The sequence below is a fragment of the Bacillus sp. EB106-06-01-XG163 genome, assembly GCF_058791615.1.
The window spans coordinates 19,245-40,233 of the sequence record NZ_JBYTDS010000021.1 but is presented as its reverse complement, the minus strand read 5'-3'; the positions used below and the strand labels follow the sequence as shown (position 1 = coordinate 40,233).

23 protein-coding genes and 1 riboswitch are annotated in these 20,989 nt (G+C 46.8%); of the genes, 14 read left to right on the top strand and 9 right to left on the bottom strand.

The window, feature by feature from the left end; all coding sequences use genetic code 11:
* Positions 1–55: 55 nt before the first annotated feature.
* Complete coding sequence (locus AC3WTF_RS18605; RefSeq protein WP_020956246.1) at positions 56–1,519, top strand: o-succinylbenzoate--CoA ligase; 1,464 nt, start codon at positions 56–58, stop codon at positions 1,517–1,519.
* On the top strand, positions 1,516–2,631 hold the full coding sequence (gene menC / locus AC3WTF_RS18600) for an o-succinylbenzoate synthase (RefSeq protein WP_492314329.1): 1,116 nt from the start codon (positions 1,516–1,518) through the stop codon (positions 2,629–2,631). The genes AC3WTF_RS18605 and menC overlap by 4 nt, the downstream gene beginning before the upstream one ends.
* 385 nt (positions 2,632–3,016) lie before the next feature.
* Here menC and AC3WTF_RS18595 read toward each other — a convergent pair whose 3' ends face one another.
* From AC3WTF_RS18595 to AC3WTF_RS18585, 3 genes are read right to left on the bottom strand one after another with little or no spacing between them, the layout of a single operon-like run.
* The gene (locus tag AC3WTF_RS18595) at positions 3,017–3,175 is read right to left on the bottom strand and encodes a DUF1540 domain-containing protein (protein ID WP_007408842.1); all 159 of its coding nucleotides are present in this window, start codon (positions 3,173–3,175) and stop codon (positions 3,017–3,019) included.
* Between the two features lie 57 nt (positions 3,176–3,232).
* Positions 3,233–4,273, bottom strand: coding sequence for a cytochrome d ubiquinol oxidase subunit II (locus AC3WTF_RS18590; RefSeq protein ID WP_020956244.1), 1,041 nt, complete (start codon positions 4,271–4,273; stop codon positions 3,233–3,235).
* A 22-nt stretch (positions 4,274–4,295) separates the two neighbouring features.
* Positions 4,296–5,627: a cytochrome ubiquinol oxidase subunit I gene (locus AC3WTF_RS18585; RefSeq protein WP_003152226.1), complete on the bottom strand. Its 1,332-nt coding sequence runs from the start codon at positions 5,625–5,627 to the stop codon at positions 4,296–4,298.
* Between the two features lie 197 nt (positions 5,628–5,824).
* On the opposite strand from AC3WTF_RS18585, the gene AC3WTF_RS18580 reads away from it, so the two are divergent.
* Together AC3WTF_RS18580 and AC3WTF_RS18575 are read left to right on the top strand one after the other, a co-directional pair.
* Positions 5,825–6,073 (top strand): type B 50S ribosomal protein L31, encoded by a 249-nt coding sequence (locus AC3WTF_RS18580; RefSeq protein WP_007408839.1) that lies wholly within the window; start codon positions 5,825–5,827, stop codon positions 6,071–6,073.
* 118 nt (positions 6,074–6,191) lie between these two features.
* Positions 6,192–6,761, top strand: a complete 570-nt coding sequence (locus AC3WTF_RS18575; RefSeq protein ID WP_216448320.1) for a beta-class carbonic anhydrase — start codon at positions 6,192–6,194, stop codon at positions 6,759–6,761.
* Here AC3WTF_RS18575 and yidD read toward each other — a convergent pair.
* Positions 6,758–6,985, bottom strand: a complete 228-nt coding sequence (yidD, locus tag AC3WTF_RS18570; protein ID WP_007408838.1) for a membrane protein insertion efficiency factor YidD — start codon at positions 6,983–6,985, stop codon at positions 6,758–6,760. The two genes, AC3WTF_RS18575 and yidD, sit on opposite strands and share 4 nt — an antisense overlap.
* Before the next feature lie 124 nt (positions 6,986–7,109).
* Here yidD and AC3WTF_RS18565 point away from each other — a divergent pair, with 124 nt between their 5' ends.
* Positions 7,110–7,583 carry an S-ribosylhomocysteine lyase gene (locus AC3WTF_RS18565; RefSeq protein WP_003152237.1) on the top strand — a complete coding sequence of 158 codons (474 nt, stop codon included), beginning with the start codon at positions 7,110–7,112 and terminating at the stop codon, positions 7,581–7,583.
* Between the two features lie 114 nt (positions 7,584–7,697).
* Complete coding sequence (locus AC3WTF_RS18560; protein ID WP_020954287.1) at positions 7,698–8,141, top strand: FixH family protein; 444 nt, start codon at positions 7,698–7,700, stop codon at positions 8,139–8,141.
* Here the strand turns inward: AC3WTF_RS18560 and ytzI are convergent.
* Positions 8,138–8,287, bottom strand: coding sequence for a YtzI protein (gene ytzI / locus AC3WTF_RS18555; RefSeq protein WP_007408836.1), 150 nt, complete (start codon positions 8,285–8,287; stop codon positions 8,138–8,140). The genes AC3WTF_RS18560 and ytzI overlap by 4 nt on opposite strands.
* Before the next feature lie 123 nt (positions 8,288–8,410).
* Between ytzI and AC3WTF_RS18550 the strand changes: the two genes are divergently transcribed.
* From AC3WTF_RS18550 to ytkD, 3 genes are all read left to right on the top strand, one after another.
* Positions 8,411–8,848, top strand: coding sequence for a Dps family protein (locus AC3WTF_RS18550; protein ID WP_007408835.1), 438 nt, complete (start codon positions 8,411–8,413; stop codon positions 8,846–8,848).
* Positions 8,849–8,999: 151 nt separating this feature from the next.
* Entirely contained in the window at positions 9,000–9,404 is a 405-nt protein-coding gene (locus AC3WTF_RS18545) for a phage holin family protein (protein WP_007408834.1), read from the top strand.
* Positions 9,405–9,536: 132 nt separating this feature from the next.
* Positions 9,537–10,016 (top strand): RNA deprotection pyrophosphohydrolase, encoded by a 480-nt coding sequence (ytkD, locus tag AC3WTF_RS18540; RefSeq protein ID WP_007408833.1) that lies wholly within the window; start codon positions 9,537–9,539, stop codon positions 10,014–10,016.
* Between the two features lie 34 nt (positions 10,017–10,050).
* Here ytkD and AC3WTF_RS18535 read toward each other — a convergent pair whose 3' ends face one another.
* Genes AC3WTF_RS18535 through AC3WTF_RS18525 form a run of 3 tightly spaced genes read right to left on the bottom strand, consistent with a single transcriptional unit; the run spans position 10,051 to position 12,636 of the window.
* The gene (locus tag AC3WTF_RS18535; protein ID WP_014418698.1) at positions 10,051–10,863 is read right to left on the bottom strand and encodes an ABC transporter permease; all 813 of its coding nucleotides are present in this window, start codon (positions 10,861–10,863) and stop codon (positions 10,051–10,053) included.
* Positions 10,838–11,620, bottom strand: coding sequence for an ABC transporter ATP-binding protein (locus AC3WTF_RS18530; protein ID WP_007408831.1), 783 nt, complete (start codon positions 11,618–11,620; stop codon positions 10,838–10,840). Before AC3WTF_RS18530 ends, AC3WTF_RS18535 begins: the two co-directional genes overlap by 26 nt.
* Before the next feature lie 11 nt (positions 11,621–11,631).
* Positions 11,632–12,636: an ABC transporter substrate-binding protein gene (locus AC3WTF_RS18525; protein WP_032871656.1), complete on the bottom strand. Its 1,005-nt coding sequence runs from the start codon at positions 12,634–12,636 to the stop codon at positions 11,632–11,634.
* 138 nt (positions 12,637–12,774) lie between these two features.
* On the opposite strand from AC3WTF_RS18525, the gene AC3WTF_RS18520 reads away from it, so the two are divergent.
* The gene (locus AC3WTF_RS18520; protein WP_007408829.1) at positions 12,775–13,548 is read left to right on the top strand and encodes an alpha/beta hydrolase family protein; all 774 of its coding nucleotides are present in this window, start codon (positions 12,775–12,777) and stop codon (positions 13,546–13,548) included.
* A 57-nt stretch (positions 13,549–13,605) separates the two neighbouring features.
* A complete protein-coding gene (locus tag AC3WTF_RS18515) occupies positions 13,606–13,848 on the top strand; it encodes a DUF2584 domain-containing protein (protein ID WP_003152249.1) in 243 nt (80 codons plus the stop codon).
* A 42-nt stretch (positions 13,849–13,890) separates the two neighbouring features.
* Here the strand turns inward: AC3WTF_RS18515 and pckA are convergent, their stop codons facing one another.
* A complete protein-coding gene (gene pckA, locus AC3WTF_RS18510) occupies positions 13,891–15,474 on the bottom strand; it encodes a phosphoenolpyruvate carboxykinase (ATP) (RefSeq protein ID WP_020956242.1) in 1,584 nt (527 codons plus the stop codon).
* A gap of 197 nt (positions 15,475–15,671) precedes the next feature.
* A riboswitch (SAM riboswitch) is annotated at positions 15,672–15,811 on the top strand.
* A gap of 169 nt (positions 15,812–15,980) precedes the next feature.
* On the opposite strand from pckA, the gene metK reads away from it, so the two are divergent.
* From metK to alaP, 3 genes are all read left to right on the top strand, one after another.
* Positions 15,981–17,183, top strand: coding sequence for a methionine adenosyltransferase (gene metK / locus AC3WTF_RS18505; RefSeq protein WP_003152253.1), 1,203 nt, complete (start codon positions 15,981–15,983; stop codon positions 17,181–17,183).
* 143 nt (positions 17,184–17,326) lie between these two features.
* Positions 17,327–19,225 carry an asparagine synthase (glutamine-hydrolyzing) gene (asnB, locus tag AC3WTF_RS18500; RefSeq protein WP_492314328.1) on the top strand — a complete coding sequence of 633 codons (1,899 nt, stop codon included), beginning with the start codon at positions 17,327–17,329 and terminating at the stop codon, positions 19,223–19,225.
* A gap of 202 nt (positions 19,226–19,427) precedes the next feature.
* Positions 19,428–20,831, top strand: coding sequence for an alanine permease AlaP (gene alaP / locus AC3WTF_RS18495; protein ID WP_017418420.1), 1,404 nt, complete (start codon positions 19,428–19,430; stop codon positions 20,829–20,831).
* The last annotated feature ends 158 nt before the right edge of the window (positions 20,832–20,989 follow it).

The window sequence follows — 20,989 nt, the reverse complement described above, 5'->3', positions numbered from 1 at the left end:
CTGGTCCAAGCTGTTTTCTTTTCAAAAACAGTACTTTTACCTCGGAGATGATAACATGCTGACAGAACAGCCGAATTGGCTCATTCAAAGGGCTCAGCTGACACCAGAGAGAATCGCTCTCATATTTGAAAACAAACAGATGACATTCAGAGAATTATATCATGCTTCTAAACAAATGGCCGCGCGGCTGTCCAAATACTGCTCGCTTAAAAAAGGAGACCGGGCCGCGATTTTGCTTTCTAACAGACCGGAAATGGTTTATGCCGTTCACGCCTGCTTCTTATTAGGGGCGGAAGCTGTGCTGTTGAATACGAAGCTCTCAAAACAGGAACGGTTGTTTCAGCTCGAAGATTCACAGGCAAAGCTTTTATTGACGGAGGACGGTTTTTGCCGCGAAGATTATGAATCTGCGGTCGCCGCTGCGGACGTGGACGAGCTGCAGGCCAAAGCCGCGGGAGACATTGAACCTGAAGCTTATGTAACGCTTGATGATACGGCGACTCTTATGTATACGTCAGGAACAACGGGAAGACCGAAGGGGGTGCAGCAGACTTTCGGTAATCATTATTCCAGCGCTGTATCGTCTGCGCTGAATCTGGGGGTCACGGAGCGGGACCGCTGGCTTATTGCGCTGCCGCTGTTTCATATCAGCGGTCTGTCTGCGCTGTTTAAGTCGGTCATTTACGGCATGCCTGTCGTGCTTCATCAAAAATTTTCTGTCACTGATGTGCTGGACAGCATCAGCTCCCATCAGGTCACGATCATTTCAGCGGTGCAGACCATGCTTTCGGGCCTGCTTGCGGAAACTGAACAATGTCCTGAATCACTGCGCTGCATTCTGCTTGGCGGGGGTCCGGCACCGCTGCCGCTCCTCGAAGAATGCCGCAGGAAACAATTTCCGGTATTCCAATCTTACGGCTTGACTGAAACCTGCTCACAGATTGTCACGCTTTCTCCGGAATTCAGCATGGACAAGCTCGGCTCGGCCGGTAAACCGCTGTTTTCATGCGAAATTAGAATTGAAAAAGACGGAAACCCTTGTGCGCCGTTTGAACACGGTGAAATTACGGTGAAAGGCCCGAATGTAATGAAAGGGTATTACCATCGTGACGACGCAAACCAGGCCGCTTTTCATAATGGATGGTTTAAAACGGGCGATCTTGGCTATTTGGATGATGAAGGGTTTTTATACGTGCTGGACAGGCGGTCGGACCTCATTATTTCAGGCGGAGAAAACATCTACCCGGCAGAAGTGGAAGCGGCGCTGCTTGCCCATCCGGCTGTAGCGGAGGCCGGTGTTTCGGGAGCCGAAGATCCGAAGTGGGGGAAAGTGCCGCATGCTTTTCTCGTGCTGACTTCTTCTGTCAGTTCTGAGGAGCTGACCGCCTTTTGCCGTGAGCGGCTTGCAAAATATAAAATACCGGCTGCTTTTTTCGAGGTTGACGGGCTCCCGCGGAACGCGTCCAATAAACTGATGAGACATCGGCTGAATGAGCTTCGTAAAGGAGAATTGTCATGATTAAGATTGAAAAAATCACCCTTTATCATGTAAGTATGAGGCTGAAAAAACCGTTTAAAACAAGTATTGAAACGCTGCAGGATCGTAAATTTTTGATCGTGGAAGCGATCGATGAAACCGGGAGAACCGGCTGGGGGGAGGTATCGGCGTTTTCTTCTCCGTGGTATACAGAAGAAACGATTCAGACATGCGCGCATATGCTGAGAGATTTTTTCATCCCAAATGTCGTAGGCCGCGAGTTTTTCCATCCGTCAGAAGTGCCTGACAGTCTCGCGCGTTTCAAAGGAAACCGCATGGCAAAAGCGGGGCTTGAATCAGCCGTGTGGGATCTATATGCCAAGAAAAAGGGGATATCTCTCGCAGAAGCCTTAGGGGGCAAAAGAGATAAAGTGCCCGCCGGCGTGGCGGTGGGTCTGGCTTCGGCTGATGAGATGCTTCGGGAAATTGAGCAACACGTAAAAGAAGGTTATCAACGTATAAAAATAAAAATTCAGCCCGGCCATGACGTTGATCTGGTCAGAGCCATCCGCAGCCGTTTTCCGAACGTACCGCTGATGGCGGATGCCAACTCGGCATATGAACTGAAAGACATCAGCAGGCTGAAAGAGTTGGATGAATTCCAGCTCATGATGATAGAACAGCCGCTTCAGGCAGATGATATTGTCGATCACCGCCACCTGCAGAAACACTTGAGAACCGCGGTATGCCTTGATGAAAGCATATGCTCATATGATGACGCAAGGCGGGCGATTGAGCTTGGGAGCTGTAAAATCATTAACATAAAACCGGCGCGTGTAGGAGGCCTGACAGAGGCTTTAAAAATACATGACTTATGCAGAGAGCATCACATGCCGGTTTGGTGCGGCGGAATGTTTGAAACCGGCATTTCGAGAGCGCAGACAGTCGCGCTTGCTTCGCTGCCGCAATTTACGATACCGGGTGATATTTCCTCATCAGACCGATACTGGGAGGAGGATATTGTCACTCCCGACATGCGGATCGAAGAGGGATTCATCTCTGTTCCGGACGGTCCCGGACTGGGTGTTGAAGTCAATCAGGAAATAATGAGAAAATACGTCACCCAAATGGACGTTTTTACGACAAACAACTGATAAAAAGACATTTCAGCGAGTTGAGCTGCCTGTATGCTGCTGTTATATTGAAATTGTTCATCATCACCCCTTCCCCCGTTTGAACCGGCTGTATCAGCCGGTTTTTTTAATAGGCGAATGCGATGATTTTTTATTCTTCAAACAGTGTCGGCTTTACATCGCAGGTGTTGCTTTCTGGCTGGGGCAAACATGTACATCTTGATAAAAAATTCTGTGCTTGTCATGAATGCGATACTGATTGTACCGCCTGCAGCCGCCTATTTACTGACAAACCGCCTTTCTTCCATGCTTTTCATCAGCGCGATTTTCTCCGGCTCAGGGGCTGATTTCAAAAAGGCTTGCGGCGCGGAAATGAAAAAGAGCTGTATAAAACAGCTCTTTTCTTTTATAAATCATGCGGTTTAAAGGTTTTGCAATCCGTTTCTTCACTTTTTTCAGCGGTTTCGCCTGTATGGCTGACCACATAAATCGCGTCGGCCGTGCATTTGTTTCCTCTGCCCCAATATGAACAGTTATTGACTTCACACAGAATTTTTTGGTCCATGCTGGCTCCCCTCCAAGATAAAAGGTACGCCATTAGTATGAGCCGCCCTGATTTTTGTTATTCCTCCTGGCGGATATAACGTCTGTCTTTCATAAAGAGCTTCCAGAAGAAATAAAACCCGGGAAACAAAATGATGAAAGCGACGATATACGTCATAAACAGCGCCCTGAAGGTTGCCGGCTCCGTAAATCCTGACATGACCGTAATATCCGGATAAATCATATAAGGAAGATGAGCCCGTCCGTATGCATAGCTTGCCAGAAAGTATTGGAGCGCAATGGCGATCATGGCGATTCTCGGTTTGCCGAGGTTGCGGCCGAAGCGCTTATTCGGCAAAAACAGAGCCACGCCGGCAATGATAAATGTGATGACAGACAGAATGAGCCATGTCTTGTCTTTCATCATCCCCGTATACAGCCAGCCGGCTTCAGAGCGTAATGTCAGCATAATGAAGAAGGCGAAAAGAAGCGACAGCGGCCCTGTTAGTAAAGAGCTCCGTCTGTAGATGCGGTACGCATGCTCCTCTTCCGCAACATTTGAAAAATCGGCCAGAAGCAGTGAAGATAAAAATAAAGTGCTTAAAATGGCAAAGCCGATAAACGCATACGCATTAAGGCTTGTAAAGACATTTGCCAAATTCAGTTGATACACTCCGCCCGTCTTCTCAATAAACCCTCCGTGTGTGACCGGAAGGACCAAAATCAGCACAGCGGGAATAATGAAACCTGAAATTCCGGAGATATATCTCATGATTTTTCTTTCCTTCGCCGTATTGGAGAAGACGAGAAAGCCGCTGCGGATGGCTAAGAGCAGCAAAATAATACTTCCCGGGATCAATAAAACGGTTCCCAGCACGAAGGTTGCCCCTGGAAAGAAGCTGAATAGGGCGACAACGATCGCGACGATAAAGACGTTGGTCACTTCCCATGTCGGGGACAAATAACGGTTGGCGATGTTTGTCGCCTTTGTTTGTTCTCTATTTAAATAAATCATCGACCAAAAGCCGGCTCCGAAGTCCATCGTTGCCATGACCGCGTAGATAAACACGAAGCCCCATACGATTGATATCGCAATGAGAGCATCCATGGTAATGTCCATTTTAATTCAGCCCTTTCTATAGTTAGGATTCCGCAGCTTTTACATCCTCCTCAACGGGATGTTTGCGGAAATAATAAAGCAGCACATAAATGACTGCGGCTGCCAAAATGGCGTAAACCACTGTAAACAGGATGAACAGCAAACCGATTGAACCGGTTGTCGTGACGACATCAGACGTTTTCAGGAGATGGTAAATCACCCATGGCTGCCGCCCCGTACAAGCGAATATCCACCCGAATTCAATTCCGATCAGACTGAGCGGTCCTGCGGTTAAAAATAAAATCAAAAGCCAAGTCGGAAAGCTGTCTTTCTTTAAAATTTTTCTCCACACGATGCCGATGATTGAGTACAAAATGAGCAGCATTCCGATGCCGACCATTCCGTTAAACAGTGTATGGATGAATAAAGGCGGCCACTCGTCTTTCGGAAACGCGTTCAATCCTTTGACGACGGTATCAAAGCTGTTTGCAGCCAAAAAGCTTAAAGCCCACGGCACCTCTATCGCCCATTTTACTTTTTCTTCTTTTGCATCAGTAAAACCCCCGATCGCAAGCGGAGCGTGTGATCTAGTTTCAAAGAGCCCTTCTGCGCCCGCAAGCTTCTCAGGCTGGTATTCGTAAAGAAGCTGGGCTGACTCGTGACCGTTTAAAGAGGCAATAATGGAGAATATCCCGCCGATCGTTAAGGCGAGCAGCAGCGCTTTTCGGTGAAAGCGGTATACCTGCTCCTGTTTTCTCGTTCTCAGCATTTTATAAGCCGCAACTGACGCAACGATAAATGCCCCGGTCATGAAAGCCGTCAGAACGACATGGCCCGCGGTGGTGAAAAAGCTTGGATTAAAAAACGCTGCCCACGGTTCGACGTCAGTGATTTTGCCGTTTAAAATTTTAAAGCCGGCCGGCGTTCCTTCAAATGCGTGAACATTTGTGATTAAGACGGCGGATGCCGCGGCGCCGATCAAAACGAAAATAACGGCAATGATGCGCATCGCCGGAGTCAGCCGGTCAGCGGCGTAGACATAAATGGACATAAACAGCGCTTCGATAAAGAAAGCATAAATTTCAATCTGAAACGGGAGTGACATCACCCTGCCGATGACCTCCATGAATCCGGGCCACAAAAGGGCAAGCTGTGTACCCGCGATCGTTCCGGTCGGTATCGCCACGCCGAGCAGAACAGCCTGCGCCTTCGTCCACCTTTTCGCCATAATGGCATAATGCGGATCTTTTGTTTTTTGATAAATCAATTCAGCCATTAAAATCATCAGAGGCAAGCCGACACCAAGCGTCGCAAAAATAATATGAAAGCCCATGGTTGTCCCGAACAGACTTCTGGCTAATACTAAATCATCCACGATCATAAACCGCCTTTCTAAATTACCGTTTTATGTAATGTGGTTATATTATTTGCTGAAGCGATTAGATTATTCTTCCGATTCCATATATGTGCAGGGTTTAGAAATCAAGGGATCAGGGCATATATGATTGACAAGCGGGTATTTAAGATTTAAAATAAAACGTAATTATTACGATTTGAGAAAGGGAGATCAGCATGAAAAAAGATATTCATCCGGATAACCATCAAGTGATTTTTCAAGATGTGAACAGCGGCTATCGCTTTTTAAGCCATTCTACGAAAACGTCAGCGGAAACGGCAGAGTGGGAAGACGGAAAAACATACCCGCTGATTAAAGTAGAAGTCAGCTCAGATACCCATCCGTTTTATACAGGCCGCCAAAAATTCAACGAAAAAGGCGGGAGAGTCGAACAGTTCAACAAAAAATACAATATGGGGAAATAAGACAAGCCCAATGGGGTTTGTCTTATTTATTGAGCACTTTGTCATCTCGTGCGGGGAGTGACGAAATGACCCGTCTTATGTTATATTGTGAATAAAAAAGCAGAAAGGAAACACCAAGATGAGTCTTCTAAACGATATCATGCAATTTAATGAGCAGTTCACTAAAAACAAAGATTATGAAAAATACCAAACATCTAAATTCCCGGATAAAAAGATGGCGATTTTGTCCTGTATGGACACACGTCTTGTAGAATTGCTTCCGCATGCGATGAACATGCGAAACGGCGATGTGAAAATTATTAAAAGTGCCGGCGCGCTTGTCGCCCACCCGTTCGGAAGTATCATGCGCAGCCTTTTAGTGGCCGTATACGAATTAAACGCCGATGAAGTCTGCGTTATCGGCCACCATGATTGCGGCATGAGCAAAATCAACAGCGAGGATATGCTCGATAAAATTATCGACCGCGGTGTTCCGAAAGAGCGGATTGACATGCTGAAGCACTCAGGAGTTGATCTTGATCAATGGCTGAAAAGCTTTGATTCAGTAGAAGCGAGTGTTACAGACAGCGTAAACGTCATTAAACACCATCCGCTATTCCCCGACAATGTGCCGGTGCACGGTCTGGTGATTGATCCTGAAACCGGTAAACTTGATCTGGTGATCGACGGCTACCAGCATATGGACTAATGTTTTTGTTTTTTGTCCGGTACGGGATCAACACCGCCCGGATGAAAAGGGTGGCACTTTAAAATCCGCTTCAGTGTCAGCCATCCGCCTTTTAATGCGCCGTGAGTCTTGACGGCTTCGATTCCGTACTGTGAACACGTCGGATAAAAGCGGCATGACGGCGGCGTCAGCGGAGATATGAACTTCTGGTATCCGCGGATGAACGCAATCATTATGGTTTTCATCAAAAAACCACCTTTCTGATGCTAGTATAGAAAAAAAATTTCAGATTGAAAAGCTTCCGCCACAATTCTTATCGGAAAACTGTGTTATAATGGATGCATATTCTGAAAAAAAGGGAGTGCCATTATGCCTTCAGTAGAAAGTTTTGAGCTTGACCATAATGCGGTTGTGGCTCCGTATGTAAGACATTGCGGAGTGCATAAAGTCGGAACAGACGGCGTCGTGAATAAGTTTGACATTCGCTTCTGCCAGCCGAACAAACAGGCGATGAAGCCGGATACGATTCATACGCTTGAGCACTTGCTTGCGTTTACGATTCGCACACATTCTGAGAAATACGATCACTTCGACATCATAGATATCTCACCGATGGGCTGCCAGACAGGCTATTATCTTGTTGTCAGCGGCGAGCCGACAGCGGAAGAAATTGTAGACCTGCTTGACGCTACGCTGAAAGAAGCCATCGATATTACGGAGATTCCGGCGGCCAACGAAAAACAGTGCGGCCAGGCGAAACTTCATGATTTAGAAGGCGCGAAACGCCTGATGCGTTTCTGGCTGTCACAAGATAAAGAAGATTTGCTGAAAGTGTTCGGATAAAAAACAGGCCTTTTTGCTGACATGCAAAAAGGCTTTTTTACATATTTCTAAAAAATGTCACACCTTATGTGTAAGCGTTTGCTAAAATAGAAGCAAACATAAAGGAGTGATGGGATGAAACGGGCTGTATTGGCAGGTATGTGCGGTATGGTATTTCTATTATCTTCCTGCGGGGGCAATTCGGACAAAACCTCCGCGGATGAAGAGCCTAAAGCGCTTGAGGTCAAGCTTACAGGACCGGAAACGACTGCACCGCATGAAAAAGCGGAATACAAGGCGGAAGTTTTTTACGGCGGCAAGCGTGTCACGGATGCGGATGAAGTCATGTTTGAAGTATGGAAAGAAGGAAAAAAAGGCAGCAGCAAAACAAGCAAGGCCAAGGAGGAAAAAGGGGCGTATCACCTGCGGACTGAATTTGATGAAGAGGGTGTGTATACCGTTCAATCCCACGTAACGGCAAAACAGCAGCATAATATGCCGACTGTAAAAGTGCGTGTCGGGGGTGCTGAAGCTGCCGATGATTCCTCCGGCCATGAGGAACAGACGCATCATCATTAAGGATTTTTTTTATCCGTCAAGCCTTTTGATGCGTCCTCCGGCGGGTCAATCGTATGTTTTACATTATAAGCTCTTACAGTCGACCAGATGGATAAAAGCAGCACGGCGAGCACGATAAGAAAGCCGAAGCTCAGAAGAAGCAGCATGAAATCCCTCCTTTTTAACAAATCATAACATATTTTCCATCCGTAAAATCAAGGGCTAAAAATTTTGTTTTAACACACGATATATAGGGTATATCAATAGTAAACCAAAGGAGGAAGATAGGCATGTCAGAAAAACTATTGGACGCAGTCAATAAGCAAGTTGCAAACTGGACGGTCATGTATGTGAAATTACATAATTATCATTGGTACGTCAAAGGGAAGGACTTTTTCACATTGCATGAAAAGTTCGAGGAGCTGTATAACGAAACGGCTACATATATTGATGATCTGGCAGAACGTCTGCTGGCATTAAACGGCAAGCCGATCGGCACAATGACGGAATCATTGAAGACAGCGTCTGTAAAAGAAGCGGAAGGCAATGAGAGCGCAGAACAAATGGTACAGAACATTTATGATGATTTCACTGTCATTGCGGAAGAGCTGAAAAGCGGCATGGATCTCGCAGATGAGGTAGGAGACGAAACGACCGGTGATATGCTGCTTGCTATTCACCAGAATATCGAAAAACATAACTGGATGCTGAAAGCGTATTTGGGATAATCAACAAGGGAAGACCGGGGCTATAAAGCACTCGGTCTTTTATTTGGCTGCCGAAGAGAGGTGTTGTCCATTTTTCTGAAAAATCCAGTCCGTTCCATTCACTTTTCATAGAATAATGTAAGGCCGTTTCTGTGAAAGGATGTTGGATCAAGTGGGCAAAGACTTTGGCATCTTTTCGTTTTTTGCAGTGATCGTGTCGGCAGCGGGGTTTTTCTTCGGAGGTTTTCAGTATTCGTTTCTGATTTTGCTATCGGTCATGGCGATTGAGTTTATCAGTACAAGCTTAAAAGAATCTCTTTTGCAGCAGCTGAGCGCAAGAAAGCTTTTTGCGCGGCTGGTCAAAAAAATCGTGACCCTGGCATTAGTCTCAGTTTGCCATTTTTTTGACCAGCTGCTTCATACCGAAGGCGCCATCCGTAATTTGGCTATCATGTTTTATATCTTATACGAATCGGTTCAGATCGTGATTACGGCAAGCTCGCTGGGCATACCGGTTCCGCAGGTGCTCGTCGACCTATTGGATACTTTGAAAAATAAATTCAAGCGCAAACCGTAACATTTGCTTCAAAGGAGGCTATACTAGCGGGTATGATGGTTTTCCTCTGAATTTTTGATAAAGGGCTTCCGAACAAACGCAACTGTGGTATGATGTATGGAAGATATGAAGGAACGGATTAGAGGGATAAACATGTACGAGTTTAAAGACTATTATCAGAACACTGTTCAGCTCTCCTTTGAACACCAGCCTTTTTCAGACAGCCCGAAGCACGTATGGGTCATATGCCGATATGGAGATAAGTGGCTTTTGACTGAGCACGAAGACCGGGGGTTTGAATTTCCGGGCGGAAAAGTGGAGCCGATGGAATGTGCGGAGGAAGCGGCCCTGCGCGAGGTGAAAGAAGAAACCGGCGCCGCGGTAAGACATCTGAAGTACGTCGGACAGTATAAAGTTCTCGGCAGGGAAAAGGTAATCGTGAAGAATATTTATTTTGCCGATATTGAAAAGCTTGAACAACAGGCTGACTATTTTGAAACAAAGGGGCCGGTGCTGTTCAGCGAACTGCCGGAGAATCTCCCGCGAAATAAAAAATTCAGTTTCATTATGAAAGATTCGGTGCTTCCGATCAGTCTGAAAAAGCTGAAAGAGGACGGCGTATTTCAATCATAAAAACGAAGACCCGGCGTTTACGCACGGGTCTTTTTTAAATTTTTCCTTTCGTCCATTTTCTTTCTAACAGTTCGACTCCCTGATACATCAATGTCGCAAAAATCGCGATGATCAGAAGGCTTAGGAACACAAGAGTGAAATTGAAGACCTGGAATCCGTAAATGATCATGTAGCCCAGACCTTTTTCGGAAACGAGAAACTCGCCGACGATGACACCGACCCAGGATAAACCGACGTTCACTTTAAGCGCGGAAATAATCGCGGGAGCGCATGCCGGCAGAATGACTTCTTTAAACATGATGCTTCTTTTCGCTCCGAAGGTTTTCATCACCTTAATATAGTTTTCATCCACTTCCTGAAAAGCCGTAAAGACGACGATTGTCGTGATAATGACACTGATGACTGCTCCCATGGCGACAATGCTTGTGAAATTCGGTCCGAGTGCCACGATGAGAATCGGTCCGAGTGCGACCTTCGGCATCGCGTTTAAAATGACGAGGTACGGGTCTAAAACCCGGGCGAGCCTGTTTGACCACCATAACAAAGCGGCGAGGCATGTGCCGAGGAGCGTGCCGAGCAAAAAGCCGAGAACGGTTTCTCCTAAGGTTACGCCGATGTGCGCCGCAAGGGATCCGTCCGCAATCTTTTCAACTAAAAGCCTGCAAACGGCGGAGGGTGAGCTGAAGATTAACGGATCGATCCAGCCCGCCCTGCTCGATATTTCCCATCCGGCAAAAAATACGATAAAAATGGCGGCCTGATACGCACGGATCCGGAGCTTTTCTTTTTGGTGTCTTTTCTTAAACTGCTGATGAAGCTGTTCAATCGTTCCGCTGCTGTTTTTCAAGGGAATTCAGCTCCTTCCATATGGTTTGAAACAGCGGCTGAAAGGCTGGATCCTGACGCGCGTCAAACGGATCTAAAGCCGCGAGCTCCTTAGGCACGGTGAATATTTGGTGGATGGTGCCCGGCTGATTCGAAAATAAATAGATCGTATCGCTCATGGCGATGGCTTCACCGATATCGTGGGTGACGAGCACGGCGGTTTTTTGAAAATCCTTTAATGTTCTGAAGACAAGGTTTTCCAAGGAAAGCTTCGTTTGAAAGTCCAGCGCGGAAAACGGTTCATCAAGGAGCAGCAGTCCCGGATCTGGCGCAAGAGTTCTGGCAAGTGCCGCCCGCTGCCGCATCCCGCCTGACAGCTCTTTCGGGTATTTCTTTTCAACGCCGATTAATCCGAGCTTAGGCAGAAGGCTGAGAACTTCAGCTCTTTTTTCTTCTGTTAATGTTTTTGAAATGTGTAAACCGAGCAGCACGTTTTCCTCAATTGATTTCCAAGGAAATAAATAATCCTGCTGAAGCATATAACCGATTTGGTGTTCTTTATGGTTCGGCACGCTTCCTTCAATCAGCACCCGGCCTTGCGCAGGAGTAATAAGGCCGGCCAGAATGGACAGGAGTGTTGTTTTTCCGCATCCGCTCGGTCCGAGAAAGGAGATGAAATCCCCTTTTTCAATCTGAAAATGTATATCTTTCACGGCGGTTGTCTTTTCTTTCAGCGAGAAATAAGTATGTGTTACATGATCCACATGTAAAAAAGACATTCATGTTCCTCCTATTGTTCTGAGGTGACTTTTTTGGCGATTTTTGTGTTGACGAGTTTGCTGTACGGAATGTGTTTCGGAAGCTCTCCGGCTTCATCCATAATAGATTGAAGCTGTTCCCATTCATCCTTTTGCAGAACTGGGTCTGCAGAGAATGACTTTTGTTTTTTATAGCGCTCTATTGATGTTTCGATAATGGCCGGATCGGTATCGGCAAATTCCTTCTGAATCGTTTTTGCGATGTCTTTGGCCGGATGGCTTTCCACCCATTGCTGGGCGCGATAGATGGCGCGGGTGAATTTTTCCGCCGTCTTTTCATTGGTTTTCAAATAACTTTCTTTTGCCATAAAGGTTGTGTATGGCATTTGGCCGGAAGCTTCTCCGAAGGATGCGACGATATGGCCGATGCCTTCTTTTTCAAATTGGGATGCCGTCGGTTCAAACAGCTGCACATAATCACCCGTTCCGGATGCGAATGCGTTGGAAATATTGGCGAAATCAATGTTTTGAACGAGGTTAATGTCTTTTTTCGGCTCTATGTGATTCTTTTTCAGGACGTACTCACCGGCCATTTGGGGCATGCCGCCTTTTCGCTGGCCGAGAAATGTTTTTCCTTTTAAATCGCTCCATTTGAATGATTTCTCATCCTTCCGTGACACGAGAAATGTGCCGTCCGTCTGCGTCAGCTGCGCGAAGTTGATGACCGGATCTTTTGCTCCCTGCGCCTCCACGTAAATGGATGTTTCAGAACCGACCAGCGCGATGTCTGACCCGTTTGACAAAAGCGATGTCATTGTTTTGTCTCCGCCCCATGTTGTTTGAAGTGACACTTGGAGCCCTTCTTTTTTAAAGAAACCTTTTGCTTCAGCGACATACAGAGGCGTATAGAAGATGGAGTGTGTGACTTCCGCCACCTTTACCTTTGTCAGACTTTCTTCCTGTCTGCAAGCCGGAAGAATGAGCAGGAAAAAGGCGCATATGACAAAAACGCAGCCCGTTTTGAGCCATTTGTTCACGGTGTAACCTCCTTGTTTTAAGCGTTAAAATAACCTTTTCTGCTTTACATATCGTATGATGGGTATAAAAAATGTGTGAGTGCCCATATTCACGTTGGGAAAGAATAAAAAAACTGATGATATAAGGAGGCCATTGTTTTGCTGGTAGAAAAGAAAAGGTTCCCGTCTCCGAGTCCGCATATCCGCCTCTTTGAGGTATGCTATGAGTCAGAAGGGCTGAAGGTAAAGGGGCTTCTTGCCGAGCCTGCGGCGCCGGGAACATATGACGGTTTTTTATATTTGCGCGGCGGCATAAAAAATGTCGGCATGGTACGCCCCGGAAGAATCGTTCAATTCGCTTCCCAAGGCTTTGTCGTGTTTGCGCCCTATTACAGAGGCAACCAGGGCGGCGAGGGAAATGAAGATTTTGCGGGAGAGGACAGAGAGGACGCGTTTTCTGCTTTCCGCCTGCTTCGGGAGCATCCGAACGTCAGAGAAGGGCGGGTGCATATTTTCGGTTTTTCCCGGGGCGGAATCATGGGGCTTTTGACCGCGATTGAAATGAGGCATCAAGCGGCTTCGCTCGTTTCATGGGGCGGTGTGAGCGATATGGTGCTTACTTATGAAGAGCGGAAGGATATGCGGCGGATGATGAAGCGGGTGATCGGAGGCACGCCGAAAAAGGTGCCGGATGAATACAGATGGCGTTCGCCGTTTGAAAACGCAGACCGCATTCAGGCCCCTGTGCTGCTCATCCATGGAGAGAATGATGAGAATGTTTCGATCGAACACGCCCGAATGATCGAGGACAAGCTGAAAGAGGCGGGGAAACCGGTGGAAACTTGGTATTACAGCGGTTTTACGCATTATTTTCCGCCGCAGGAAAACAGACGCATTGTCCGGCGGCTGGCGGAATGGATGAAGACACGGTAAGATGCCTGATTTATGATATGATAATAAAGAATAAGAGAATGAAAGGGGATTTTCATTTTGGGAATGCCTGTTGAATTTAATACCATGATTGTGACAAAAGGCAATGAAAAACGGATAGAGGAAAATATCTTTTTATTGGAGAAAGAGGGCTACCGCGTCTATCCTCTTGATATTCCGATGGACGTGCGCAAAACGAAAACCGGCGAGAAATCCGGCACCGGCGAGGTCCAAAAGCTCGAATGGGCGAACGGCCGGACAAGCATTACATACAGACTCACGTCGCTCCATTCGACAAACTGAAAAAACAAAAGCCGAGGGCATAAATGCCCTTGGCTTTTTTGATTACACGAGAGGTCCGCCGGCTTTGGCAATCGAGTCCGCATGGGAAAACTTTTTAAAGTTTTCTTTAAACTCATTGGCCAAAAACAGCGCTTTTTCGTTGTATGCTTGTTTATCGCTCCATGTGTTTTCAGGCTGAAGAACTTCATCCGGAACGCCCGGAACATGAACGGGACTGCGCAGGCCGAAAATGCTGTCTGCCGTCATCTCAGTCTGGTTCAGTCTGCCTTCAATAGCGGCCTTGACCATCGCTCTTGTATACGAAAGTTTCATCCGTTCTCCGACTCCGTACCCTCCGCCGGTCCAGCCTGTGTTGACCAGGAAGACTTGAACGCCGTGTTCGTCGATTTTATGCCCGAGCATTTCGGCATATACATGCGCCGGAAGCGGAAGGAACGGTGAACCGAAGCACGTCGAGAAAGTCGTTTGCGGAGATGTCACGCCGCGCTCGGTTCCCGCGAGTTTACTGGTGTACCCGCTTAAGAAGTGATACATCGCCTGTTCCTTCGTCAGTTTGCTGATCGGAGGGAGCACACCGAATGCGTCCGCCGTTAAAAAGACGATCGCCTGCGGATGGCCGGCAATGCTCGGCTGCACGATATTGCCGATCATCTCAATCGGATATGCGGCTCTTGTGTTTTCCGTGTAGAAGGAATTGTCGTAATCCGCTTCACCCGTTTTTTCATCAAGCACGACATTCTCAAGAACAGACCCGAAGCGGATCGCACGAAAAATCTGCGGTTCTTTTTCCTCGCTCAGATTGATACATTTAGCGTAACATCCGCCTTCAATGTTGAAAACGCCGGAATCTGACCAGCCGTGCTCGTCATCGCCGATCAGTTTGCGGTCCGCATCGGCTGAAAGCGTCGTTTTCCCTGTGCCGGAAAGGCCGAAAAACAGGGCGACATCGCCTTTTTCACCGACATTGGCTGAGCAGTGCATCGGCAGTATATCCTGCTGCGGAAGCAGGAAGTTCATAATGGAGAATATTGATTTTTTCATTTCTCCGGCGTATTCGGTGCCGCCGATTAAAATGACGCGCTTTTCGAAAGAGACAATGATAAATGTTTCCGAATGCGTGCCGTCCGTCTCCGGATCTGCTTTAAAATGCGGAGCTGAGAGAATGGTGAAAGGCTGCGCTTGCGTGTCTCTTTCATCCGTCTCCGGTCTGATAAACAGCTGGCGCGCGAATAAATTGTGCCACGCAAATTCATTTACGACCGTAATCGGGAGTCTGTATTTTTCATCCGCTCCCGCGAATCCTTCAAACACAAACAGTTCATCCCGCTGTTTTAAGTAGCTGACGACTTTGGCGTACAGCTTTTCAAACGCCTCTTCAGAAATGGGCTGATTCACCGCGCCCCAATCAATTTGATTTTCTGTGCTTTGTTCACGGACGATAAATTTATCTTTAGGTGACCGGCCTGTATATGCGCCGGTGGTGGCGCGTACGGCGCCCGTTGATGTCAGCGTTCCTTCATTTCGGCTGATCACTTTTTCGGTAAGTTTTGGAGCCGATAAATTATGATGCACATTCGGACTTGCAAGTAATGCTTGAAGATCTGCGGTTAAATCAACTAATTTCATAAAAACCTTCCTTTGCCGGTTTATTTGTATTTCGCTGAATGTGGAATTAGTATAACATATATCTGAAAATAGTCTATACTATTTGCGGTTTTTTGTTTGTGTTTTTCCATTGCTTCCCGAAATAAAGGCGCGTAATCGCTTTATTTCATATTGACACTTTCCGCCCTTTTACGATAAGATATTTCATTGAGCGGATACTCTTATCCCGAGCTGGCGGAGGGACAGGCCCGATGAAGCCCAGCAACCGGTTTCTCTGTAAAAAAGCAGGTGAAAACACTGTGGGAAACCAAGGTGCTAACCTGATGCAAGGTTTAATATTTTCCTTGAGCGATAAGAGTGAAAGGCACACAGACCAAACCCTTTCCTCGAGTGGAAAAGGTTTTTTTATTTCATAAAATATGCCAATTAACATTCTCTGATATAGTATGACATTGTATTAAGAGGGAGCGAGTTCCGTATCATATGAAAAGGTCTTGCAAAAGATCTTTTTTCAGGAGGAAAAGTGAATGAGTAAAAACCGTCGACTATTTACATCTGAATCTGTTACTGAGGGTCATCCGGACAAAATCTGTGACCAAATTTCTGACAGTATCTTAGATGAGATTTTAAAAAATGACCCGAACGCGCGCGTGGCCTGCGAAACATCTGTAACGACAGGACTTGTGCTGGTAAGCGGAGAGATTACTACATCAACATACGTTGACATTCCGAAAACAGTCCGTGAAACGATTAAAGAAATCGGCTACACACGCGCCAAATATGGATTTGATGCGGAGACTTGCGCTGTTTTAACATCAATTGATGAACAGTCTGCGGATATCGCAATGGGTGTCGATCAGGCTCTTGAAGCGCGTGAAGGCACAATGAGCGATGCTGAAATCGAAGCAATCGGAGCGGGAGACCAAGGCCTGATGTTCGGTTATGCGTGTAACGAAACGAAAGAGCTTATGCCGCTTCCGATCTCTTTGGCGCATAAATTAGCCCGCCGTTTGAGCGAAGTCCGCAAAGAAGACATTCTTCCGTACCTTCGCCCTGACGGCAAAACGCAAGTTACCGTTGAATATGATGAAAACAACAAGCCGGTCCGCATCGACGCGATCGTCATTTCAACTCAGCACCACCCGGAAATTACGCTTGAGCAGATTCAGCGCAATCTGAAAGAGCATGTCATTAATCCTGTCGTGCCTGAGGAACTGATCGATGAAGAAACAAAATACTTCATCAACCCTACGGGACGTTTCGTAATCGGCGGACCTCAAGGTGATGCGGGTCTGACCGGCCGTAAAATCATCGTTGACACATACGGCGGATATGCACGCCACGGCGGCGGCGCATTCTCCGGTAAGGATGCGACGAAGGTAGACCGTTCTGCGGCATACGCTGCGAGATACGTAGCGAAAAACATCGTGGCAGCAGGTCTTGCTGATTCTTGTGAAGTGCAGCTTGCATACGCAATCGGCGTGGCACAGCCTGTTTCTATTTCCATCAATACATTTGATACAGGAAAAGCTTCTGAAGAAAAACTGATCGAAGTCGTACGGAATAACTTCGACCTGAGACCTGCCGGCATTATTAAAATGCTTGATCTGCGCCGCCCGATCTATAAGCAGACAGCTGCTTACGGCCACTTCGGACGTCATGATGTGGATCTTCCTTGGGAGCGTACTGACAAGGCGGATGCGCTTCGCAAAGAAGCACTAGGAGAATAATTTTATAGCCGCTTACTTAAGCGGCTTTCCCTTTTTGTAGATGCTGCCATGCTTATTTTTTACATAGCGTGAAACCAATGGCGTAACAAAGCGTCTATAAAAAGGGGGTCCAATTAGAAAATTACACTTATGGAGGCTATACTATGTGTGGATTTGTCGGTGTTTTTAATAAGCATCCATTAACTCAAACCGCAGATCAAGAAGAGCTAATCAAACAAATGAACCAAATGATCGTTCACCGCGGTCCTGACAGCGATGGGTATTATCATGACGAGCACGTCGGATTCGGCTTCAGACGGCTCAGTATTATTGACGTAGAAAACGGCGGACAGCCTTTATCATATGAAGACGAAAAATATTGGATCATTTTTAACGGCGAAATCTATAACTACATTGAATTGAGAGAAGAGCTTGAAGCGAAAGGCTACACTTTCAATACAGATTCCGATACCGAAGTGCTCCTTGCGACATACCGTCATTATAAAGAAGAAGCTGCTTCAAAGCTTCGCGGAATGTTTGCGTTTTTAATCTGGAACAAAGCTGACCGCGTCATGTACGGCGCGAGAGACCCGTTCGGCATTAAACCGCTGTATTACACAACCATCGGGGATAAAGTATATTTTGCATCTGAAAGAAAAAGTTTAATGGCCGCTCAAAACGGCATTGATCTTGATACAGCTTCTTTACAGCAATATATGTCTTTCCAATTCGTTCCTGAACCGAGCACGCTTGACGCTGAAGTGAAAAAAGTTGAGCCGGGCAGCCAGTTTACGATCCGCCCGGAAGGCGACATCGCGTTTAAAACATATTTCAAAGCGAACTTTAAGCCTGTTCAGTCTGATGAAGATAAATTGGTGAAAGAAGTCAGAGACGCAATCTTTGACTCTGTCAAAGTTCACATGAGAAGTGACGTTCCTGTCGGTTCGTTTCTATCCGGCGGTATCGACTCTTCTTTTATCGTCTCAGTTGCGAAAGAATTTCACCCGAGCCTCAAAACATTTTCCGTCGGTTTTGAGCAGCAGGGCTTCAGTGAGGTTGACGTAGCGAAGGAAACGGCTGCCGCGCTCGGGATTGAAAACATCAGCAAAGTCATTTCTCCTGAGGAGTATATGAACGAGCTTCCGAAAATCGTCTGGCACTTTGATGACCCGCTTGCAGATCCGGCGGCGATTCCTTTGTACTTTGTCGCGAAAGAAGCGAAAAAACATGTAACGGTCGCGTTATCCGGGGAAGGCGCGGACGAGCTGTTCGGCGGGTACAATATTTACCGCGAACCGCTTTCGCTTAAACCGTTTGAACGCATTCCGTCCGGTCTGAAAAAAATGCTTCTTCATGTGGCGTCCGTCATACCTGAAGGAATGAGAGGGAAAAGCCTCTTAGTCCGCGGCTGCACACCGCTTGAGGAGCGTTATATCGGTAATGCGAAGATTTTTGAAGAGCCCGTGAAAAAACAGCTGCTCAAACATTACAATCCAGAGCTTTCATACCGTGATGTCACGAAGCCGTACTTTACGGAAAGCCGTTCATACAGCGACATTAATAAAATGCAGTACGTTGACATCCATACGTGGATGCGCGGCGACATCCTGTTAAAGGCTGACAAAATGACGATGGCCAACTCTTTGGAACTGCGCGTGCCGTTCCTTGATAAAGTCGTGTTTGACGTGGCTTCTAAAATTCCGGATGAACTGAAAACGAAAAACGGCACGACGAAATACCTTCTGCGCAAAGCTGCTGAAGGGGTAGTGCCTGATCATGTGCTTAACCGCAAAAAACTCGGCTTCCCTGTGCCGATCCGCCACTGGCTGAAAAATGAGATGAACGAATGGGTTCGCAACATCATTCGTGAAAGTGAAACAGATGCTTATATTGAAAAGGATTATGTCCTTCAGCTTCTGGAAGATCATTGTGCCGACAGAGCGGACAACAGCCGCAAAATCTGGACCGTCCTGATCTTCATGATCTGGCACAGCATCAATGTTGAAAAAAGACTGGTGCCGGAAGAGCTGAATCATCAGCCGAAAGAAGTCATTTTCGTTTAATCCAAAAGGCTTTCGATGTTATCGAAAGCCTTTTTTCTATTGTTTTTTGTAAACCGTCTATTCCGCTCTGTTTTCGACAAAGTATTACGCAATATTCAGAAAAAGGTTATAATAGGACTAATCGGGTAGATTCCGGAAAGTGTTTTCTGGCTATTTCGTCTCGGTTTGTGTTTCTTTGTCAAAATCAGGGGGAGGGAGAGTTATGCAAAACAAAGAAAAAACGCTTCACCGCGGCTTGGAAGAGCGGCATATCTCGCTTATGTCGTTGGGCGCCGCGATAGGAGTCGGGCTGTTTCTCGGGTCGGCTTCTGCCATAAAGCTTGCCGGGCCGGGGATTTTAGCCGCTTACGCCTGCAGCGGGCTGATTATGTTTTTTATTATGCGGGCATTAGGGGAAATGGCGATTCAAAAGCCTGTAGCCGGCTCATTCAGCCGGTATGCCAGAGATTACCTCGGTCCGCTTGCCGGGTTTTTAACAGGCTGGAATTATTGGTTTTTATGGGTTGTTACCTGCATGGCGGAAATCACCGCGGTCGGCATTTATATGGGCTACTGGTTCCCTGACGTGCCGTCATGGATCTGGGCGCTTTGTGCACTCGTCATTATGACGGCTGTCAACTTTCTGGCGGTCAAAGCGTACGGTGAGCTTGAATTCTGGTTTGCGCTCATTAAAGTCTTGGCGATTCTGTCAATGATCGCGATCGGTCTGGTGATGATCGTATTCGGTCTCGGAAACGGAGGCGTTGCGCTCGGAATCAGCAATTTATGGAGCCACGGCGGCTTTTTCCCGAATGGGATTAAAGGGGTGCTGCTGTCGCTTCAAATGGTCATGTTTGCCTATCTCGGGATTGAGCTGATCGGTGTCACAGCCGGTGAGGTCAAAAATCCTGAAAAATCACTGGCGCGTGCCATAGATACTGTTTTTTGGCGCATTCTCATTTTTTACGTCGGAGCTTTGTTTGTCATTATGTCAATTTATCCGTGGCAGGAAATCGGTTCAGGCGGAAGCCCGTTTGTTTTGACATTTGAAAAAATCGGAATACCTGCTGCAGCCGGAATCATTAATTTTGTCGTATTGACGGCGGCCCTTTCTTCCTGCAACAGCGGGATCTTCAGCACGGGGCGCATGCTGTTCAATCTGGCGGAACAAAATGAAGCGCCTAAAGCATACGGTACGGTCACAAAAGGCGGTGTGCCGGGAAAAGCGGTATTGGTTTCAGCGGGCGCGTTATGCATCGGCGTTTTGCTGAACTACGTGGTGCCGGCAAAAGTGTTTACGTGGGTGACGAGCATTGCGACGTTCGGGGCGATTTGGACATGGTCGATTATTTTGCTTTCCCAAATGAAATACCGTAAAAGCTTACAGCCGGAACAACGGAAAAAACTGAAATATAAAATGCCTTTATATCCCTTTTCCTCATATATCTCATTGGCATTTCTCGCTTTTGTCGTTGTGCTGATGGCTTTTGATGCAGAGACCCGGGTGGCCGTCATTATCGGTCCTGTCTGGTTCGGCATATTATTAGCCGCTTATTACGGGAAAGGTTTCCATAAAAGAAAAGACATAGGTCTGGAAAACGGACAGACATTCGCCGAAAAAGCGTAAAAAAAGAGCCCGGGACATGGGCTCTTTTTTTCATAGGATCGGGCCGGCGGGGGAAGAATAAAACAAATTCCTGAACATTTTGCTTCTGTTTCCTGACAATCGGGAGAATGCAAATGGTTTTTACTTAAATAATATTTTGAAAAATGGTACAGTAGTAA

What these genes read in the sequence shown, in the direction of transcription:
- AC3WTF_RS18595 (WP_007408842.1), bottom strand. Translation starts at nt 3,175, where the DNA reads ATGGACCAAAAAATTCTGTGTGAAGTCAATAACTGTTCATATTGGGGC.
- AC3WTF_RS18575 (WP_216448320.1), top strand. Translation starts at nt 6,192, where the DNA reads ATGAGTCTTCTAAACGATATCATGCAATTTAATGAGCAGTTCACTAAA.
- pckA (WP_020956242.1), bottom strand. Translation starts at nt 15,474, where the DNA reads ATGAAATTAGTTGATTTAACCGCAGATCTTCAAGCATTACTTGCAAGT.
- metK (WP_003152253.1), top strand. Translation starts at nt 15,981, where the DNA reads ATGAGTAAAAACCGTCGACTATTTACATCTGAATCTGTTACTGAGGGT.
- ytzI (WP_007408836.1), bottom strand. Translation starts at nt 8,287, where the DNA reads ATGCTGCTTCTTCTGAGCTTCGGCTTTCTTATCGTGCTCGCCGTGCTG.
- AC3WTF_RS18580 (WP_007408839.1), top strand. Translation starts at nt 5,825, where the DNA reads ATGAAAAAAGATATTCATCCGGATAACCATCAAGTGATTTTTCAAGAT.
- yidD (WP_007408838.1), bottom strand. Translation starts at nt 6,985, where the DNA reads ATGAAAACCATAATGATTGCGTTCATCCGCGGATACCAGAAGTTCATA.
- ytkD (WP_007408833.1), top strand. Translation starts at nt 9,537, where the DNA reads ATGTACGAGTTTAAAGACTATTATCAGAACACTGTTCAGCTCTCCTTT.
- AC3WTF_RS18560 (WP_020954287.1), top strand. Translation starts at nt 7,698, where the DNA reads ATGAAACGGGCTGTATTGGCAGGTATGTGCGGTATGGTATTTCTATTA.
- AC3WTF_RS18550 (WP_007408835.1), top strand. Translation starts at nt 8,411, where the DNA reads ATGTCAGAAAAACTATTGGACGCAGTCAATAAGCAAGTTGCAAACTGG.
- asnB (WP_492314328.1), top strand. Translation starts at nt 17,327, where the DNA reads ATGTGTGGATTTGTCGGTGTTTTTAATAAGCATCCATTAACTCAAACC.
- AC3WTF_RS18590 (WP_020956244.1), bottom strand. Translation starts at nt 4,273, where the DNA reads ATGGACATTACCATGGATGCTCTCATTGCGATATCAATCGTATGGGGC.
- alaP (WP_017418420.1), top strand. Translation starts at nt 19,428, where the DNA reads ATGCAAAACAAAGAAAAAACGCTTCACCGCGGCTTGGAAGAGCGGCAT.
- AC3WTF_RS18565 (WP_003152237.1), top strand. Translation starts at nt 7,110, where the DNA reads ATGCCTTCAGTAGAAAGTTTTGAGCTTGACCATAATGCGGTTGTGGCT.
- AC3WTF_RS18530 (WP_007408831.1), bottom strand. Translation starts at nt 11,620, where the DNA reads ATGTCTTTTTTACATGTGGATCATGTAACACATACTTATTTCTCGCTG.
- AC3WTF_RS18605 (WP_020956246.1), top strand. Translation starts at nt 56, where the DNA reads ATGCTGACAGAACAGCCGAATTGGCTCATTCAAAGGGCTCAGCTGACA.
- menC (WP_492314329.1), top strand. Translation starts at nt 1,516, where the DNA reads ATGATTAAGATTGAAAAAATCACCCTTTATCATGTAAGTATGAGGCTG.